Origin of the sequence: Flavobacterium sp. ALJ2 (assembly GCF_015594725.1) — a bacterium.
Taxonomy (GTDB): Bacteria; Bacteroidota; Bacteroidia; order Flavobacteriales; family Flavobacteriaceae; genus Flavobacterium.
Genome location: NZ_JADNRC010000002.1, coordinates 360,935 through 378,322 on the forward strand (window position 1 = coordinate 360,935; position 17,388 = coordinate 378,322).

The window sequence follows — 17,388 nt, forward strand, 5'->3', positions numbered from 1 at the left end:
ATTAAATTAATTTTGTTTATTTTTATACTCATCCAAAACTGCTTTAGCCTTCACTGGTTGATTCATTTTTTTCTGGTATAAGTTAGCAAGCATTTGATAACTTGTTTTAGATTTGCTTACTATAATTGCATGTTTATATTGTCGCTCTGCATCTGAATACCTTTTAAAATACTCATCAATATGCCCTCTGGACAAATATCCATCTATTGGTGATAAGTCTAATAATTCATTCGAGTATTCAATCGCTTTAGCTTGGCTACCACCAACAATCCCAGGTAATTGCAAATTTAACTCTATAAGAGCCCAACGTGCTTCTATATGTTTTGGATTAAGTACAATAGCCCACTCAAAAGCCTCTCTTACTTCATCAATCATTCCAAAAGCTTTAAACTTATTTACTTCAAGAGCTTTCATACCCAAAGCTCCTCCATATTTATAAAAATAATTAGCCACTGATGGTTTTACCATTTTTAATTTTTTATAATAACCTACAGCATCATCCCATCTTTTATTACGACTAGCAATATCTCCCAAATATTCTAAAGATTTAAAATCAGAAGGGTTTTCTTTTAAAGCAGATTTAAAAAGAACTTCTGCCTTGTCAAAACTTTTAGCTTCAAATAATTTTTTAGCTTTCTCAAAAGTTGTCTGCGACCAAAATAAGGTTGGAAATAAAAGAAAGATTATTATTATTTGTTTCATACTCCAAAAATAGTGGAAATATAAAACGTATCATTTCTTTTTAAGTATTAATTAGTAATTTGTAAGGAAATTATTTTCGATTAGCTTAACTATTTCATAAAATTCAATAACAAATAAAACAAAAAAACCCGACAAGTTTTAAAAGCTTGTCGGGTTTCTTATTTTTATGATATAATCTAATTACTTCACAATTGTCATTTCATCAACAATATGTTTAGCTCCAGCATATTTATCGATAATCCAAAGTACATAACGAATATCAACATTGATAGTTCGTTGTAAATTAGGATCAAAGATAACGTCTCCAGCCATTGCTTCGATATTTCCATCAAAAGCAATTCCAATTAATTCTCCTTTTCCGTTAAGAACAGGCGAACCTGAATTCCCTCCTGTGATATCATTATCTGTTAAGAAATTCACTGGCATGTATCCTGCTTTATCGGCATATTGACCAAAATCTTTTGCTTTATTTAATTCTAATAATCTAGCTGGTAAATCAAATTCTTGATCTCCTGCTTTATACTTTTTAACCATTCCAGCCATTGTAGTATAATTATTAACTTTCGCATCATTTCTCTTATCTTCTGGCAAAGCACGAACTTTTCCATAAGTCAATCTCAAAGTAGAGTTTGCATCTGGATATTTAATAGTATTCAATTTAGATTCTCTTAAACCTTCTACTAATTCGCGATAAGCAATTGCAAAGCTATCATCTGCTTTTAGTTGTCCTTCTGTTTTAGTACGGTATTTAGTCAGCAAATCATTAGAGATGATATACAATGGATCATGTACAATCGCTAATGGCTTAGGATCTGCCATAAATGCTATTACTTTTTCTTTAGATGTAAAATAACTTATTTCAGTTGCTTTTGTAACATCTGCAGTAAAATCACCTTTATTCTCTGATTTCATTTTAGCAATTTGTGGAGCTAAACCATATTCAGTAGCTTTAGAAGCATATAAATTTAATTGAGCAGCTAGCACATCTTTTTCAAGTGGCGCATAAAATTCACCATAAATATTATCAATCATGGCATTAATCTTAGGCAACATCTCTGCCTTTTTAGCGTCATTTTCTCTATAATAAGCTATCAATGCATTTCCTAAACTTGCTGGTCCAGTCGCATAACTTGAAGTACGCAAAAGCTGTGTTAAGTAATTATCGTGAGTCGCTTTTAAGTTAGTTTCTCTATAATAACCATTAATAGTTGGAATTACATTTTCATATTTTTCTTTATTAGCTGGTATAGAAGCCCATTCGTAAAACTTATCTTCTTGTTCCGTTTTAGTAGCTACAGTTCCTGCTTTTGTTAAAGCATCAATCATACCTTGACGGTTTTTCCAATAATTAGCTGTTGAAGCATATTTGGATGCATATTGCAAACGGACAGTTGCATCTTTATCCATATACTTTTTCATTTGGTCCATTCCTGTTTTTGCACCTTCAACCCAAGCAGGATAAGCAAACTTTATGTTTTGCTCAATTCCACCAGCTGGCATCCAACGGTTTGTTCTTCCTGGATAACCCAAAATCATAGCAAAATCATTCTCTTTAACTCCTTTTAAGCTTACTGGCAAATGGTGTTTTGGCTGTAAAGGCACATTGTCTTTAGAATACTCTGCAGGATTTCCATTTTTATCGGCATATACTCTAAACATAGAGAAATCTCCGGTATGACGCGGCCATTCCCAGTTGTCCGTGTCTCCTCCAAATTTACCAACACTCTCTGGTGGTGTCCCTACTAAACGTACATCTGTATAATCTTGATACACGAAATAGTAATATTCATTTCCTTGAAAGAAAGGACGAACAGAAACTGTATATTTTCCACCTTCATTATTTTCTTTCTCAATCAAAGCCATTTCTTGTTGAATCGCTTTGTTTCTTTCTGTTTCTGTCATTTTATCATTTACTTTTGATAAAATTCTTTTAGAAACATCATCCATACGAACAAAGAAACGAACGTATAATGATTTTGGTTTCATTTCGGCGCTTTTATCTTTTGCCCAAAAACCGTTTTTCAAGTAATTCTGCTCTTCACTAGAAAGCTCTGCGATAGCATCGTAACCACAGTGATGATTCGTTAAAACCAAACCATTTTTAGAAACCATTTCAGCAGTACACCCTCCGTTAAACTGAACTATTGCATCTTTCAAACTATGATTATTGATACTATAGATTTCGTCGGACGTAAGTTGTAAGCCCATTTTCTGCATATCTCTATGATTCAATCTCTCAATAAACATCAAAAACCACATTCCTTCATCTGCTCTCATAGGAAAAGCCATAAGGCACATTGTCAAAAATAAAATTATTTTTTTCATACGTATTAAATATTTTTAGTTGTGCGAATATAGTTCATTTTCACAATTAAACATCCAAGCTCAATCCCCAAATTAAACATATCTATAAATTTTCACCAAATACTTACGAATTTACCATACTAAAAACAAATAAAATTAATAGAACTTATCTAATTACATAAATAAAGATGTAATAAATAATTTATTAAACAAAGACAATACATAATTAATTTCTTATCAAAAATATCATACTTTTGTGTAAATCAAAATTACATTCGAAATGAAAAAATTATTATTATGTATTGCTTTAGTTGTTTCAGGAATAACTACTGCTCAAAAAGGCACAATCCTTGTAGGTGGAAATGTAGGATTTGAATCTGAAAAAATTGGTGATTCAAAAGCAGAATCATTTGATTTTTCTCCGAGATTTGGTTACCAATTTTCAGAAAACTGGACTGTAGGAGTAGATGCATCTGTTGCTAATATCAAAAAAGACAACGCGGAGAATTCAAACAATCAAAAAATTGGAGCTTTTGTTCGTTACACAAGACCTCTTAATGAAACATTTGCAGTTTTTGCTGACATAGGGTCTGGCTACCAACAAAAATCTTTAAATGATGCAAAAGGAATGTATGCTTACATCACGCCTGCTTTATTCATAAACATGAACAAAGGTTTTGGTTTAAACTTTTCAATAGGAGGTCTTAGCTATGATAACATAGATGGCAAGAATGACTTGAGAGAAGAGCGTATCAAATTCAATTTTGGTAAAACATTAAACATTGGTATTTCTAAAAACTTTAGTTTATAAAAGATTCCATTCTTTATTGAAACATAAAAACCACCTATTGGTGGTTTTTTGTTTATATATAATAGTCAATTCAGACATTAATCATTCAACATTTTCCACAATTTATCTTTCAATTCTGACAAGCCTTGTTGGGCTACGGATGAAATAAACATATAAGGAGTATCCTTAAAAGCAACATCTAGCTCAACTTTTAACTCAGCCTTAAGCTCATCATCCAACATATCACATTTGGATATTACTAACAAACGCTCTTTATCCAACATTTCCGGATTATACTTTGTTAATTCATTTACCAAAATATCATATTCTGCTTTAATATCTGGTGTATCAACAGGAACAAGAAACAACAAAGTCGAATTACGTTCTATATGACGTAAGAAATAATGTCCCAATCCTTTTCCTTCCGCAGCTCCTTCAATAATTCCAGGAATATCAGCAATTACAAAAGATTGAAAATCTCTATAAGCCACAATCCCTAAATTAGGTTTTAATGTCGTAAATGGATAATCTGCAATTTTAGGCTTCGCAGATGTCAAAACTGACAACAATGTAGATTTACCTGCATTTGGAAAACCAACCAATCCAACATCTGCAAGAACTTTAAGTTCCAAGATCACATCCATTTCTACTCCAGGCAAACCTGGTTGTGCATATCTTGGTGTCTGATTAGTTGAGCTTCTAAAATGCCAGTTTCCTAAGCCTCCTTTTCCTCCTCTTGAAAGAATTTGTTTTTCTCCATCTTCTGTAATTTCAAATAAAGTCTCACCCGTTTCTTTATCTTTTACGACTGTACCTAATGGTACTTCAATAAACTTATCATCACCATCGGCTCCAGTACTTCTGTCTCCTCCACCATCTCCTCCATGCCCAGCTTTAATATGACGAGCAAATTTTAAATGAAACAAAGTCCAAAGTCCTTTATTACCGACTAAAAAAACATGTCCACCACGTCCACCATCTCCACCATCAGGACCACCTTTTTCAATAAATTTCTCTCTATGTAAATGCGTAGAACCTTTTCCTCCTTTTCCGGAAGAAACAAATATTTTAACGTAGTCTACAAAATTTCCCTCTGTCATATTTCTCAGTATTCAGTTACAACTACAGTTTACAGCGCAAGTTGCGACTGAAAACTGTAACCAAAACTATTTTAATGTTAACCTTTTAATGCTTTTATTAATACTTTATCAATCTTTACGCCATCCATATCGATGACCTCTAATTCAAATTTTTGCCAAATTAATTTCTCCCCTTCTTTTGGAATGCGAGATAATTCAGTCATTATTAAACCACTTACAGTGGTAACTTCATAATCATTAATTAATTCATCTAACTCAAAATAAGTTAAGAAATCATGCAATGAATAATGCCCATCAACCAACCAGGTTCCATCTTCTCTTTCTACTAATTGAAACTCGTCTTTATAAAAATCGGCAGCATCTCCTACAAGAGCTTCAAGAATATCATTTAATGTTATAATTCCTTGAAAAATTCCATATTCATCAGAAACGAAAGCATAATGTATTCCCGTTTTCTTAAAATTCTCTAATGCTTTATACGCTGTAGTTTGCTCCATAATAAAAGGTGCATCAGTCATTATAGAAGCCAAACTAAAATCTTCCTTTTCAATATTAGCAAAGATTGTTTTCAAATTAACAACTCCAGAGATATCATCATAATTCTCTTTATAAACTGGATAAATGGAGTGTAAATCTTCTAATATTAGTTCTTTTACACGCTGCTTTTCTGAATTTAATGGCAAGAAAACTACTGATTTTCTGTGCGTCATTAACGAATTTACTTTTCTATCTCCAATATGAAAAACACGCTCTACAATATCCTGCTCTATTTCCTGTACTTCACCACCTTCTGTACCTTCCTTTATAATAGCTTTTATTTCCTCTTCGGTCACTTTTCCGTCAGCAGTAGGTTTTATTTGCAAAACATTTAACAAAAAATCTGTAGAATTGGTCAACAACCAAATAAATGGAGCTGTAATAATCGAAATAATTTTCATTGGCAACGCCACCGCCTTAGCAATAGCTTCTGGATGATTCAAACCAATTCGCTTAGGCAACAACTCGCCCAAAACAAGAGAAAAGAAAGTCAAGACTACAACTACAATCCCAACAGCAACTGAATGTCCATAAGGCTGTAAAGCTTCGAATTTATTTACAAAACCTTCAACATCCATTGTGATTTTATCTCCACTATAAATACCAGTCAAGATACCAATTAAAGTAATCCCAATTTGAACTGTCGACAAAAACTTATTTGGCGAATTTGCCAAATCAAGAGCAATTCTAGCACTTTTATTTCCTTTTTTTGCCGCTGTCTCTAATCTATTCTTCCTTGCCGAAATCAATGCGATTTCCGACATAGAGAAAACCCCATTTAAAATTATTAGAAAAAATATTATTAGTATTTCCATTTTTATGATTAAACATTTAAAGTTTAAAGCCTAAAATTTGCCCAAATAAATATTACTTAGGCAAATTTTAAACCTTAAACTTTAAACTATTTTTCTTATTACAAATTATCAATTACACTAGTCAAACGCTTCGTTATTTCTTCAATAGACCCGATGCCGTTTACAGTGTGGAATTTATTTTGCCCTTTATAATATCCGATTAATGGAGCTGTTTTTTCATTGTATTCCTGATATCTCACTCGAATTTTTTCTTCGTCCTGATCATCTGCTCTTCCGCTTGTTTTTCCTCTTTCTAATAAACGAGCTACTAGAATTTCATCATCAGCCTCTAAAGCAATTGTTGCGGTAACACTTGTGCCAATAGTTGGCAAAAACTTATCTAAAGCAGCAGCTTGATCTAATGTTCTTGGATAACCATCGAACAAAAAACCTACTGTATCTGGATGTTTATTTACCTCCTCTATTAACATTGCAGTAGTAACTTCACAAGGAACTAATTCGCCATTATCCATAAAAACTCTAGCTTTCTTACCTAAATCTGTATCATTTTTTAAATTAAAACGAAAGATATCTCCAGTTGAAAGATGTGTTAACTTATATTTTTCTTTTAAAAATTCTGCCTGAGTACCTTTTCCAGCACCAGGTTTTCCAAATAAAACAATATTAATCATAGTTTGTGTGTTGTGTCGTACTTCCTTATTCTTTAAAGAAGTTTAAAGTGAATAGTTAATTTATAATTCTTTGATTTTGGTTCTAAATTTATTCTGCTAATTGATATACTTCAGACAAATTTCTTCCCAAACCATCGTAGTCTAAACCGTAACCAACAATAAATTTGTTTGGAATTCGAATTCCAATATAATCAATTTTAACATCTTTTTTATACGCCTCTGGTTTAAAGAACAAAGTAGCTATTTTTAAATGCTTAACATTTTGTTTCTTAAACATTTCTTTAAGTTCAACAACAGTATTTCCTGTGTCAACAATATCTTCAATAATAACCACTGATCTTCCGGTTAAATCTTGATTCAACCCTATCAGTTGTTTAACATCATGAGATGTTTCTGTTCCTTCGTAAGATGCCATTTTAATAAATGAAACCTCGCAGTGTTTTTTATATTTTTTTAAAAAATCGGCAACAACCATAAAAGAACCATTAAGAACACCGATAAAAATTGGAATTTCATCTCCAAAATCATCTTGTACCTGGGCTACCATTTTAGTAATTGCAAAATCGATTTCTTTAGCCGAAATAAACGGAACAAATTGTTTATCGTGAAGTTGTATCATTATTTTTTACATTTAAAATAATGGGCAAAGATACAGAATTCGAGTTTTAGAATTGAATATTGACTCTAAATTTGTATTTTTAAATCAAAATAAAAAACAATGCCTTCTGAATTACAAAAAAACCTTGATTATGTAAGTGCTTACAGAGAAAATAGACTTAAAGGCGCACAAACTATTTTGGAAAATCCTGATTATTTTCAAGAATTAATTGCAATTTTCTTTGATATTTCAGACAAAAATACGCATAAAGCCTGTTGGGTCTTAGAATTTGTATCATATAAAAAGTTAGAATGGCTGCAACCTTATCTTGATTTTTTTTGCTCGAATCTTAAACATTTAAAAGACGAAAGTTCTATTAGACCCATTGCAAAAATCTGCCAACTTCTAGTCAATGCTCATTACAAAAAATCAGAAATAAACAGTACACTTTCTGAAACTCAACTTCAAGATATCATCGAAACCAGTTTTGATTGGTTAATTACTGATACCAAAGTCGCAGCAAAAGCCTACTCCATTCGAACTTTATACACATTAGGTAAACATTACGATTGGATTCATCCCGAATTACAAATCATATTAACTAAGGATTACGCAAATCACACTTCTGCATATAAAGCAGTTGCCAGAGAAGTTCTTAAGAAAATAAAATAGGATTTTCCTATTCAATCATTATAAAGTATCTTTGCGCATCACAAACACACAACAATGAATTATTTTTCTTCTGATTTTAAATTAGGAATCTTAGGCGGTGGACAATTAGGTAAAATGCTTCTTTTTGACACACGTAAATTTGACATACAAACTTATGTTTTAGACCCAAGTGATGAAGCTCCAAGCAAAATTGCCTGCAATAAATTCTTTCAAGGTGACCTGATGAACTTTGAGACTGTTTACAATTTTGGAAAACAAGTAGATGTCTTGACTTTCGAAATCGAACTTGTTAACCTCGAAGCGCTGGAAAAACTAGAAAATGAAGGCATAAAAGTATATCCTTCTCCTAAAACATTAAGAGGGATTCAGAATAAAGGAATCCAAAAAGATTTTTACATCAAAAACAATATACCAACTGCTCCTTTTGAAAGATTTGAAAATCTTGAAAGCTTAAAATCTAAAATTCAGGATTTAAAATTACCTTTTGTATGGAAATGTACGGAGTTTGGTTATGACGGAAATGGCGTAAAAGTTATTCGTCAAGCTTCAGATTTAGATAATTTACCTAATGTAGAATGCATTGCCGAGACAATGGTTCCGTTCAAGAATGAACTTGCTGTAATTGTTTGTCGCACACCATCGGGAGAAATAAAAACATATCCTGTTGTTGAAATGGAATTTCATCCAGAGGCAAATCAGGTAGAATATGTAATTTGCCCTGCAAGAATCGACGATAAAGTTGCTGAAAAAGCAAGAGCTATTGCTCTTAATGTTTCAGAGAAATTCAATCATGTTGGTCTTTTGGCTGTTGAAATGTTCCAAACCCAAGATGATGAAATCTTAGTAAATGAAGTTGCTCCTCGCCCACACAATTCTGGACATTATTCTATCGAAGCAAGTTATACTTCACAATTCGAAAACCACTTACGTGCTATTCTAGATCTTCCTTTAGGAAATACTGATAGTAAAGTTGCAGGTGTTATGGTAAACTTAGTTGGAGCTGAAGGATTTTCTGGTGATGTGGTTTATCAAAATATCGAAACTATTTTAGGATGGAATGGTGTAACACCACATATATATGGTAAAAAACAAACCCGCCCTTTCAGAAAAATGGGTCACGTTACAATCGTAAATGAAGATATGAACGAAGCAAGACGAATTGCCGAAGATGTCAAGAATACAATTCAAGTAATCAGTGGTCAGTAACAGTTTACAACTTGAAACTAAATAAAATAGTCACAGTTTCCTATTACACAATATAACTTGAAATTAAACAAAAAATAAAATGAGCAAAGTAGCCGTAATCATGGGGAGCATCTCCGACATGCCAGTAATGCAAGATGCCATAGATATATTAAAAGGATTTGATATAGAAGTTGAAGTTGATATTGTATCTGCTCACAGAACGCCGGAAAAATTATTCGATTTTAGTAACAATGCTCATACTAGAGGTATTTCAGTAATTATTGCCGGAGCAGGAGGCGCTGCACATTTACCAGGAATGGTCGCTTCGATGTCGCCACTTCCTGTAATTGGAGTTCCTGTAAAATCAAGTAACTCTATAGATGGTTGGGATTCAGTTTTATCTATTCTACAAATGCCAGGCGGAGTTCCTGTAGCAACTGTAGCTTTAAACGGAGCTAAAAATGCAGGAATCCTTGCGGCACAAATCATAGGAAGCCATGATAAAGTAGTTCTAGACAAAATCATAGCCTATAAAGAAAGCCTAAAAGAAGCTGTGTACAAATCTTCAGAAGGTTTAAAAAAATAAAACATCCATAAAAACGACAAAGGCTTCACATTACGGAAGCCTTTTTTATTCTCTAGTTTATTTAATTACGCTTCATCTTCAATTTCCTCCAAGATAGCTTCAAATTCAGATTCAGTTATATCTTCGCTATTTAGCCAATTCTCTGAAGTAATCAAACTGTAATTTTTGTCATCCTCTGTAGTCAATTCCCAAACAATACTTTGAGCTTCAGGAAACGGAATACTTTGAGACATTTGATCTTCAAATAATCTTTTAATAAGATTTCTATCAGACAAGCCTTTATTCAATAATTTTAGCACGTTTTCTGCTGTTAGCTTTTGTACTTCGCCAGCTATTGGTGTCATAGAAAAGTGAACAACTGAAGCTTTTGCATTTGGAAATTTTCCGTTATATGCTTTAAAAAGTAATTGATTCACATGAAATAAGGTTCCTTGCATACCAATTTCTGGATATTCCTCACAAATCTTATCAATTAACATATTGTGCCCTATTTGCTCAATTTGTCCTTCGTTTAATTCATCACCCAGTTTGTATTTCAAGACTATTTCGGCAGCTTCGTTGGGCTCATAGTCTGAAATAGCCATTTCTAACAATTCTGGCAAACTTTCTTTATCGGCTGTTGCTCCATCTGGATAATTGAATCTTTCTAATAACTGAATGAAATCTTTATCCGACCAATACCCTTCAACTTCGTTTACAGTATCAATACGTTTTATTATAATTTGGTAGTCCATATTTTTATTTAGAATTGTTTATAATTAGAATTTTATAATCCTACAATTTTTACAATTTAAGATTTTTAAACCTCCTACAGCAATAAATAACATATATATAACACAATTTAAGAGGATTTTATGCTGAGAATCAAGCTTGTTTAGGTCGCTAGATTTTCATAAATTGCTATCTTTGGAATTCAAAAATATCGACTTCAATTAATAAAATAATTATATCATAATGAACGTTTTACTTTCAAAATTTACAACCAAACATAATACAGCACCTTTTTCGAAAATTAAAACCGAAGACTACGTTCCTGCATTTCAGGAAGGAATTGCTTTAGCGAAAGCCGAAATTGATGCAATTGTAAACAATCCCGAAATACCAACTTTTGAAAATACAGTTGTAGCAATGGATTTCTCAGGGGATATTTTAGATCGTCTTTCGAGTATTTTTTTCAACTTAAATTCTGCGGAAACGAATGACGAAATGCAAAAAATAGCTCAGGAAGTTTCTCCATTATTATCTGAATTTGGAAATGACATTACATTAAACGCTGCTTTATTTGCAAAAATAAAAGCTGTTTATGACCAAAAAGAAAGTCTAAATCTTAATCCAGAACAAACGACACTTCTTGATAAAAAATATAAGAGTTTTTCAAGAAACGGAGCTAATTTACCAGAAGATAAGAAAGACCAATTACGCGAAATCGACAAAGAATTATCGAAATTAAGTTTACAATTTGGTGAGAATGTTTTAGCCGAAACTAATGCTTTCGAATTACATCTTACTGATGAAAAAGATTTAGCCGGATTACCCGAAGGAACTATCGAAGCAGCTCGTTCATTGGCTAAAAGCCAAGAAAAAGAAGGATGGATTTTTACTTTAGACCATCCAAGCTATGTTCCGTTTATGACCTATGCTGACAATCGTGAATTGCGTAAAAAATTAGCAATCGCTTTTGGAGCAAAAGCATTTCAGAACAATGAATTTGACAATCAGGAAATTGTACTTAAAATCGTGAAATTACGTTTTGAAAGAGCCAATTTATTAGGATATAAAACTCACGCTCATTTTGTTCTAGAGGAGCGCATGGCCGAAAACCCTGAGAAAGTATTTTCTTTCTCGAATGATTTATTGGCAAAAGCAAAACCTGCTGCCAAAAAAGAATTTGCTCAACTTACTGCTTTCGCAAAAGAGTTGGACGGAATCGAACAATTAGAAAAATGGGATGGTGCTTATTATTCAGAGAAACTAAAGCAACAACTTTTTAATCTGGATGATGAAAAATTAAAGCCTTATTTTCAATTAGAGAAAGTGCTTAAGGGTGCTTTTACAATTGCAGGAAAACTATACGGACTTACTTTTACTGAAGTATTTGACATTGATAAATACCATGAAGAAGTGATGACTTACGAAGTTACGAATGATAAAAACGAATTAGTTTCTATTTTCTATGCTGATTTTTTCCCAAGAAAAGGAAAACGAAATGGTGCTTGGATGACATCATTTAAATCGCAATACAGAAAAGACGGAATAAACGAAAGACCACACATATCAAATGTATGTAACTTTACAAAACCAACTGAAACGAAACCTTCATTATTAACTTTTAATGAAGTAACAACGTTGTTTCACGAATTTGGTCATGGCTTACACGGAATGTTAGCTGATACAACTTATCAAAGTTTATCTGGAACATCGGTGTATTGGGATTTTGTAGAATTACCAAGTCAGATTATGGAAAATTGGTGTTACGAGCCTGAAGCTCTTGCATTGTTTGCAAACCATTACGAAACCGGCGAAATCATTCCGATGGAATATGTAAATAAAATCAAAGAAAGTGCTAGTTTTCAAGAAGGTTTAGCAACATTGCGTCAATTAAGCTTTGGATTATTAGACATGGCTTGGCACGGGCAAGACCCAACCGCAATCACTGATTTAAAAACATTCGAAACCGAACAATTTAAAGACACCCAATTATATCCAGACGTGAAAGAAAATGCTATGAGTACTGCTTTCTCACACATTTTTCAAGGAGGATATTCTTCTGGATATTACAGCTACAAATGGGCTGAAGTCTTAGATGCGGATGCATTCGAATACTTTCAAGAAAAAGGAATTTTCAATAAAGAGGTTGCAACTAAGTTTAAAAACAATGTGCTTTCTAAAGGAGGAACAGAGCATCCTATGATTTTATACAAACGTTTTAGAGGTCAAGAACCAAAACCTGAAGCTTTATTAAAAAGAGCAGGATTGATTTAAACTGAATACCCTATAAAAGCAAAAAGCCAGTACTTATACTGGCTTTTTATTTTAGTAAGCTTTTTTATTTAGGCAATATTTTTTTACTGTATGGAGGTAATGAAATTATTGAACCAAACACATGACTCAATCCATTTGGATTTAGTGTATAGCCATGGCAATAAAAACAAGATCTGGAATCACCTGCATTACTTGCTGAACTTGGAGATTGAAAATAGGTCTCCATAGTAGTATTTGCTAATTGCCCTGTTCCAATTGCATCTCCTTTATGAATAGAATCTGTTGCTGATCCATATGGATAGGATTTACCATTTGGCACCGAACCACCAAAAGTCCATGTAGCACCTATTAATAAATAATTTCTCCTGATATCTTTAGCATCTAGCATTTTTCGTACTGCATTATTAATAGAAATAATTTCACTATTAGAATCTGCCGGAGTTTTATCCTCTCCATTTGGAACTGTATTTGATGCCACTCCCCAAGCCATAATTCTTCTGGCCGTAGGACTATTAACAGCCGGATTTGTAATTATAATTGAATCTGCCTTAACTGTCATATTCTGGATATTTTGCGCTCCTACAGTATCATTTGCATTAGCATTAAAAAGCCATCCTTCACCAGTATCTGCCTTTACCTGTTTTATTTTATCATTTACATCTCTGTAGGCATATGCTGCATTAGGCGAATTTTTTTCATGTTCAAAAGTAGCCCAAATCATTTCGGGATGCCCAGCTACACTTCCTACAACGTGCATTCCTACCAGAGCTAATGTTGTAGTTGTTTGTCCATTTACAACCCATTTATTCGGATTAGATTTATCATAAGTTGGAATCTTTGCTTGGATAGTAATATAACTAGCTGCATTAGGTAAATCTTTAACTTCAATCCATGACGTTTTTAATTCCATTGCCAAAGCATCGGGATCAGGTGGAGTTGCCCAACCTTTGGTTTTTGCATAAGCCAAAATACTATCTCGTGCACTAGCAGTTGTTGGAAATTGATTGCCATTTAATTTCCCTTCATTAACTCCTGTTAAAAAATAAGCATATACATCGTTAACCATCGTGATATAATATACTAATGATTTATTTTCTCCCATTAAAGCGCCATTAGATCCTGCCTGCCCTTGCTCCGTTTGAACTTCTTCACCTTTAGAATTAAAAAAAACAGATTTTTTACCCACTTTAAATTCCTGTAAAACATTCACTGGATCTACTTTACTTTCAATAACTGGTTTTACATTTTTAATAACTTTACCTTTAGTATCTATAAACGAAAGCAATCCTTTAGCATCTGTTACAATACGACTTACTTGTACTAGTTTATTAGTTTCGTCCTTAACTTTCTCATCACTTTTTTGAGGCTCTACCTCAAATAGCCTTCCTGATTTATCCCTTACAAGTGGCAAACGGTTAGGCCCATTTTTGGTTAATATTGCCTACTGCACTAAGTATTTCGTTTGGATTATGCTGCGTCATAGTTCGTTTTCCTTTAGCATCTGGAGGCGATACATTATAAAATACCGAAGATTCTAAAACTGTTCCTTTTCCGCTGTAAGTCCCCGAGGCTGGAGATGTAATCCATAAAAACATCTGCTCTGACCATTTATAAAAATCACAATTATTATTATGAGGAAACGTAACACTGTTTGCTGGCGTTACTAATCCATTTTCTGACGCTTTTCCTGTCTTAAACCAGGAATTAAATTCAGACTCAGAAACTGTACAGGATTGTTTTACATCTTGTGGTAAATATTCATCACTAATAGAAACTGATGTTGCTAATTCCTTTTTTTTATTACATCCTACAAATAGGATTATTGCTACAGTAAACAATACTACCGCAATTTTTATGGCTATTTTTTTCATTTTATTTATTTATTTTATTTTAAAAATTGGTTATTTTTTTGCAAAGCCATTACATCTTTATACGATAGGTTTTCTAACATTTAATTATGTAATGATTGTCCTTCGATCGCTCAACAGTAACTTTTAGTTTCGACAATAGAATCTCTCATAGCCTATAGTTTTTCTAGATTAATTAGATAAAAAACTAACTGTTTCTGAATATTTAAACCACAGTGTAGCATGTTTACTATATAAAAAAGTTTCATTAAAATTAGGCAACCTGTCATTATTATATACCAAGATGTCTATTTGTAAATTCTCTTTTATAGGTTCAATAAAATTTGAATGATTATGAAGACTCTGGTAAGTACATATATCAAAGTCTAATTTTCTGGAAATCTGCGACATATTTAATTATTTAATAGGTTAAGTAATAAAGAATTTTGGGGAACATTTTCTTTTAATTAAAACCGTTCGGTTATTCAATAATAAAGAAACAATAATCTGACAAATTCAGACAGCGTATAAATACCTGATTTTCAAAACAAATCAATTTAATTTAATCTCTCATAAAATAACTTTCATTTATTTTTGAAAGTTTAAAAACTTTTACTTACATTTGAACTATGGAATTCAAAGAAGCAAAAAATAAATTTGTTCAAACATGGGGAGCATTAGGTTCACAATGGGGAATTAATAAAACTATGGCACAAATCCATGCTTTATTAATGATTTCTAACGAACCTGTTTCTATGGAAGATGTAATGGAAGAATTGCAAATTTCCCGCGGTAATGCCAGCATGAATTTAAGAGCTTTAATAGATTGGGGAATTGTTTACAAAGAATACAAATCGGGAGAAAGAAGAGAATTCTTTACCGCCGAAAAGGATTTAGATGAGCTTGCAGTAAAAATTGCTAGAGAAAGAAGCAAACGCGAAATTAAACCAGCACTAAAAATCCTAAAAGAAGTTTCTTCGATTGATTCTAAAGATTCGGCTGAAGAAAAACACTTTGTTGAGCAAACGATCAAGTTATATGATTTTGTACTAAAAGCAGATAATATGCTGGATAAAATGACCGAATTCAAAGAAAACTGGCTAGGACGTTTGGTTATAAAGATAATGAAATAAAAAAATTTAATAAAAACTTTCATTTTTTTCTGAAAGTTTAAAACAATGAATAACTATGAAGGCTATAAACTATTTAAATTTCTTTTTTGTCGGTTTACCAGTTGTACTGGGTATCGCAGGGATTATCCATGAAGTATTCCCGATTTTAGGCATCCTTGCAACAATCTTAACAGGTTTATTTCAAGTTATTATTGCTATAAAAATGATAATCGATGAACCCCATGACAAAAATCTTCAAATCTATATTACAAGTGTGATTCTATATTTTACAACATGTATTACATTCCCAAAAATCGAATATATACCGATACTAAAATACGGGCTTGTATTAATCCCGATACTTCTTGCCATTTATCTTTCAGTAATAATCTATAAAAAAACTTACCAATGAGCTTTTTAACTGCCGAGTGGAAAAATTTAGCTTTATTTAATTACAAAATTGATCCTAAAATATTAGAAAAATATGTTCCTCTAGGAACTGAAATAGACACATGGAATAACAAATGTCATGTGAGTCTTGTAGGTTTTATGTTCGAGAATACAAAAGTATTAGGTGTCAAAATCCCTTTTCATATTGACTTTGAAGAAGTAAACCTTCGCTTTTATGTAAAGCGATTAGAAAATGGAGGATGGAAACGCGGCGTTGTGTTTATAAAAGAAATAGTTCCGAAAACTGCCATTACTTTTATTGCAAACACATTATATCATGAGCATTATCAAACAAACAAAATGAAACATTCTGTTAGCGACAAACAAAATTCGAAGGCTTTTGTTTATCAATGGAAAAATCATAACATGTGGAATACAATCGAGCTTCAAACAGAAAAAGAAGTAAAAGAAATAGAATTAAACTCTGAAGCCGAATTTATTACCGAACATTATTTTGGATATACAAAATACGATAAGAATACCACTTTTGAGTATGAAGTAACTCACCCAAGATGGGAACAACTAGCAATAATCGATTATAAAATAGCTGTCGATTTTGAAGATAATTACGGAAAGGATTTTGCCTTCCTGAATCAAACAAAACCCCTTTCGGCTTTTTTAGCAGTTGGATCTAAGATTACTGTCGAGAACAAGAAAAAAATAAAGTCATGAATGCAAATCTTAATATTATTGGGTATTTCATTTACTTAATAATTACCATTTTCATTATTGTTCGGGTTGGAAAAGCCTGTTATAAAAATGGCAATATATTCGTTTCCGAACTTATACCCGATCATGAAGATTTATGTCTTCGAATAAACCAGATATTGCTTTTGGGGTATTATCTATTAAATATTGGTTATTGTGCCATGACTTTAATTTCGTGGGAAACAATAATAGCTACCAACCAACTCATAGAAGTTATAGCAACCAAAACAGCAATTATCATATTTATAATCTCAGGATTACATTATTTAAACATCATTATAATAACTAAATACATTCAGAAATTAATTAATAACTAATAAATCAAACAT

At 32.3% G+C, this 17,388-nt stretch carries 18 protein-coding genes; 9 read left to right on the forward strand and 9 right to left on the reverse strand.

The genetic code is table 11. The features are described from left to right. Positions 1-6: 6 nt before the first annotated feature. Both IUY40_RS04055 and IUY40_RS04060 read right to left on the reverse strand, forming a co-directional pair. Positions 7-702, reverse strand: coding sequence for a tetratricopeptide repeat protein (locus tag IUY40_RS04055; RefSeq protein ID WP_195735585.1), 696 nt, complete (start codon positions 700-702; stop codon positions 7-9). Positions 703-882: 180 nt separating this feature from the next. Continuing rightward, positions 883-3,027: a S46 family peptidase gene (locus IUY40_RS04060; RefSeq protein ID WP_195735586.1), complete on the reverse strand. Its 2,145-nt coding sequence runs from the start codon at positions 3,025-3,027 to the stop codon at positions 883-885. A 259-nt stretch (positions 3,028-3,286) separates the two neighbouring features. Here IUY40_RS04060 and IUY40_RS04065 point away from each other — a divergent pair, with 259 nt between their 5' ends. After that, complete coding sequence (locus IUY40_RS04065; protein ID WP_195735587.1) at positions 3,287-3,817, forward strand: BamA/TamA family outer membrane protein; 531 nt, start codon at positions 3,287-3,289, stop codon at positions 3,815-3,817. A gap of 77 nt (positions 3,818-3,894) precedes the next feature. Here IUY40_RS04065 and obgE read toward each other — a convergent pair whose 3' ends face one another. The 4 genes from obgE to hpt form a co-directional block, all read right to left on the reverse strand. Continuing rightward, complete coding sequence (gene obgE, locus IUY40_RS04070) at positions 3,895-4,896, reverse strand: GTPase ObgE (RefSeq protein ID WP_195735588.1); 1,002 nt, start codon at positions 4,894-4,896, stop codon at positions 3,895-3,897. Between the two features lie 77 nt (positions 4,897-4,973). After that, positions 4,974-6,248 (reverse strand): hemolysin family protein, encoded by a 1,275-nt coding sequence (locus IUY40_RS04075; protein ID WP_195735589.1) that lies wholly within the window; start codon positions 6,246-6,248, stop codon positions 4,974-4,976. A 98-nt stretch (positions 6,249-6,346) separates the two neighbouring features. Continuing rightward, positions 6,347-6,919: an adenylate kinase gene (locus IUY40_RS04080; protein WP_195735590.1), complete on the reverse strand. Its 573-nt coding sequence runs from the start codon at positions 6,917-6,919 to the stop codon at positions 6,347-6,349. Between the two features lie 88 nt (positions 6,920-7,007). Continuing rightward, the gene (gene hpt / locus IUY40_RS04085) at positions 7,008-7,538 is read right to left on the reverse strand and encodes a hypoxanthine phosphoribosyltransferase (protein WP_129539812.1); all 531 of its coding nucleotides are present in this window, start codon (positions 7,536-7,538) and stop codon (positions 7,008-7,010) included. A 99-nt stretch (positions 7,539-7,637) separates the two neighbouring features. Between hpt and IUY40_RS04090 the strand changes: the two genes are divergently transcribed. The 3 genes from IUY40_RS04090 (at position 7,638) to purE (ending at position 9,960) form a co-directional block, all read left to right on the forward strand. Beyond that, a complete protein-coding gene (locus tag IUY40_RS04090) occupies positions 7,638-8,189 on the forward strand; it encodes a hypothetical protein (protein WP_195735591.1) in 552 nt (183 codons plus the stop codon). A gap of 54 nt (positions 8,190-8,243) precedes the next feature. Then, complete coding sequence (locus IUY40_RS04095; protein ID WP_195735592.1) at positions 8,244-9,395, forward strand: 5-(carboxyamino)imidazole ribonucleotide synthase; 1,152 nt, start codon at positions 8,244-8,246, stop codon at positions 9,393-9,395. A gap of 79 nt (positions 9,396-9,474) precedes the next feature. Further along, on the forward strand, positions 9,475-9,960 hold the full coding sequence (gene purE, locus IUY40_RS04100) for a 5-(carboxyamino)imidazole ribonucleotide mutase (RefSeq protein WP_195735593.1): 486 nt from the start codon (positions 9,475-9,477) through the stop codon (positions 9,958-9,960). A 65-nt stretch (positions 9,961-10,025) separates the two neighbouring features. Here the strand turns inward: purE and IUY40_RS04105 are convergent, their stop codons facing one another. Next, entirely contained in the window at positions 10,026-10,694 is a 669-nt protein-coding gene (locus IUY40_RS04105; RefSeq protein ID WP_195735594.1) for a hypothetical protein, read from the reverse strand. 220 nt (positions 10,695-10,914) lie between these two features. On the opposite strand from IUY40_RS04105, the gene IUY40_RS04110 reads away from it, so the two are divergent. After that, entirely contained in the window at positions 10,915-12,942 is a 2,028-nt protein-coding gene (locus tag IUY40_RS04110) for a M3 family metallopeptidase (RefSeq protein ID WP_195735595.1), read from the forward strand. 64 nt (positions 12,943-13,006) lie between these two features. Here the strand turns inward: IUY40_RS04110 and IUY40_RS04115 are convergent, their stop codons facing one another. Together IUY40_RS04115 and IUY40_RS04120 are read right to left on the reverse strand one after the other, a co-directional pair. Beyond that, entirely contained in the window at positions 13,007-14,353 is a 1,347-nt protein-coding gene (locus tag IUY40_RS04115; protein ID WP_195735596.1) for a hypothetical protein, read from the reverse strand. A 4-nt stretch (positions 14,354-14,357) separates the two neighbouring features. Next, positions 14,358-14,813: a hypothetical protein gene (locus tag IUY40_RS04120; RefSeq protein ID WP_195735597.1), complete on the reverse strand. Its 456-nt coding sequence runs from the start codon at positions 14,811-14,813 to the stop codon at positions 14,358-14,360. A gap of 605 nt (positions 14,814-15,418) precedes the next feature. Between IUY40_RS04120 and IUY40_RS04125 the strand changes: the two genes are divergently transcribed. Genes IUY40_RS04125 through IUY40_RS04140 form a run of 4 tightly spaced genes read left to right on the forward strand, consistent with a single transcriptional unit; the run spans position 15,419 to position 17,376 of the window. Next, entirely contained in the window at positions 15,419-15,922 is a 504-nt protein-coding gene (locus tag IUY40_RS04125) for a MarR family transcriptional regulator (RefSeq protein WP_195735598.1), read from the forward strand. A 55-nt stretch (positions 15,923-15,977) separates the two neighbouring features. Then, positions 15,978-16,313, forward strand: a complete 336-nt coding sequence (locus IUY40_RS04130; RefSeq protein WP_195735599.1) for a hypothetical protein — start codon at positions 15,978-15,980, stop codon at positions 16,311-16,313. Beyond that, positions 16,310-17,023 carry a DUF2071 domain-containing protein gene (locus tag IUY40_RS04135; RefSeq protein WP_195735600.1) on the forward strand — a complete coding sequence of 238 codons (714 nt, stop codon included), beginning with the start codon at positions 16,310-16,312 and terminating at the stop codon, positions 17,021-17,023. The genes IUY40_RS04130 and IUY40_RS04135 overlap by 4 nt, the downstream gene beginning before the upstream one ends. Then, positions 17,020-17,376 carry a hypothetical protein gene (locus IUY40_RS04140; protein WP_195735601.1) on the forward strand — a complete coding sequence of 119 codons (357 nt, stop codon included), beginning with the start codon at positions 17,020-17,022 and terminating at the stop codon, positions 17,374-17,376. The genes IUY40_RS04135 and IUY40_RS04140 overlap by 4 nt, the downstream gene beginning before the upstream one ends. Positions 17,377-17,388: the final 12 nt, after the last annotated feature.

Excerpts from the sequence above, each read along its gene's own strand:
- IUY40_RS04055 (WP_195735585.1), bottom strand. The coding sequence starts at position 702 with ATGAAACAAATAATAATAATCTTTCTTTTATTTCCAACCTTATTTTGG.
- IUY40_RS04060 (WP_195735586.1), bottom strand. The coding sequence starts at position 3,027 with ATGAAAAAAATAATTTTATTTTTGACAATGTGCCTTATGGCTTTTCCT.
- IUY40_RS04065 (WP_195735587.1), top strand. The coding sequence starts at position 3,287 with ATGAAAAAATTATTATTATGTATTGCTTTAGTTGTTTCAGGAATAACT.
- obgE (WP_195735588.1), bottom strand. The coding sequence starts at position 4,896 with ATGACAGAGGGAAATTTTGTAGACTACGTTAAAATATTTGTTTCTTCC.
- IUY40_RS04075 (WP_195735589.1), bottom strand. The coding sequence starts at position 6,248 with ATGGAAATACTAATAATATTTTTTCTAATAATTTTAAATGGGGTTTTC.
- IUY40_RS04080 (WP_195735590.1), bottom strand. The coding sequence starts at position 6,919 with ATGATTAATATTGTTTTATTTGGAAAACCTGGTGCTGGAAAAGGTACT.
- hpt (WP_129539812.1), bottom strand. The coding sequence starts at position 7,538 with ATGATACAACTTCACGATAAACAATTTGTTCCGTTTATTTCGGCTAAA.
- IUY40_RS04090 (WP_195735591.1), top strand. The coding sequence starts at position 7,638 with ATGCCTTCTGAATTACAAAAAAACCTTGATTATGTAAGTGCTTACAGA.
- IUY40_RS04095 (WP_195735592.1), top strand. The coding sequence starts at position 8,244 with ATGAATTATTTTTCTTCTGATTTTAAATTAGGAATCTTAGGCGGTGGA.
- purE (WP_195735593.1), top strand. The coding sequence starts at position 9,475 with ATGAGCAAAGTAGCCGTAATCATGGGGAGCATCTCCGACATGCCAGTA.
- IUY40_RS04105 (WP_195735594.1), bottom strand. The coding sequence starts at position 10,694 with ATGGACTACCAAATTATAATAAAACGTATTGATACTGTAAACGAAGTT.
- IUY40_RS04110 (WP_195735595.1), top strand. The coding sequence starts at position 10,915 with ATGAACGTTTTACTTTCAAAATTTACAACCAAACATAATACAGCACCT.
- IUY40_RS04120 (WP_195735597.1), bottom strand. The coding sequence starts at position 14,813 with ATGAAAAAAATAGCCATAAAAATTGCGGTAGTATTGTTTACTGTAGCA.
- IUY40_RS04125 (WP_195735598.1), top strand. The coding sequence starts at position 15,419 with ATGGAATTCAAAGAAGCAAAAAATAAATTTGTTCAAACATGGGGAGCA.
- IUY40_RS04130 (WP_195735599.1), top strand. The coding sequence starts at position 15,978 with ATGAAGGCTATAAACTATTTAAATTTCTTTTTTGTCGGTTTACCAGTT.
- IUY40_RS04135 (WP_195735600.1), top strand. The coding sequence starts at position 16,310 with ATGAGCTTTTTAACTGCCGAGTGGAAAAATTTAGCTTTATTTAATTAC.
- IUY40_RS04140 (WP_195735601.1), top strand. The coding sequence starts at position 17,020 with ATGAATGCAAATCTTAATATTATTGGGTATTTCATTTACTTAATAATT.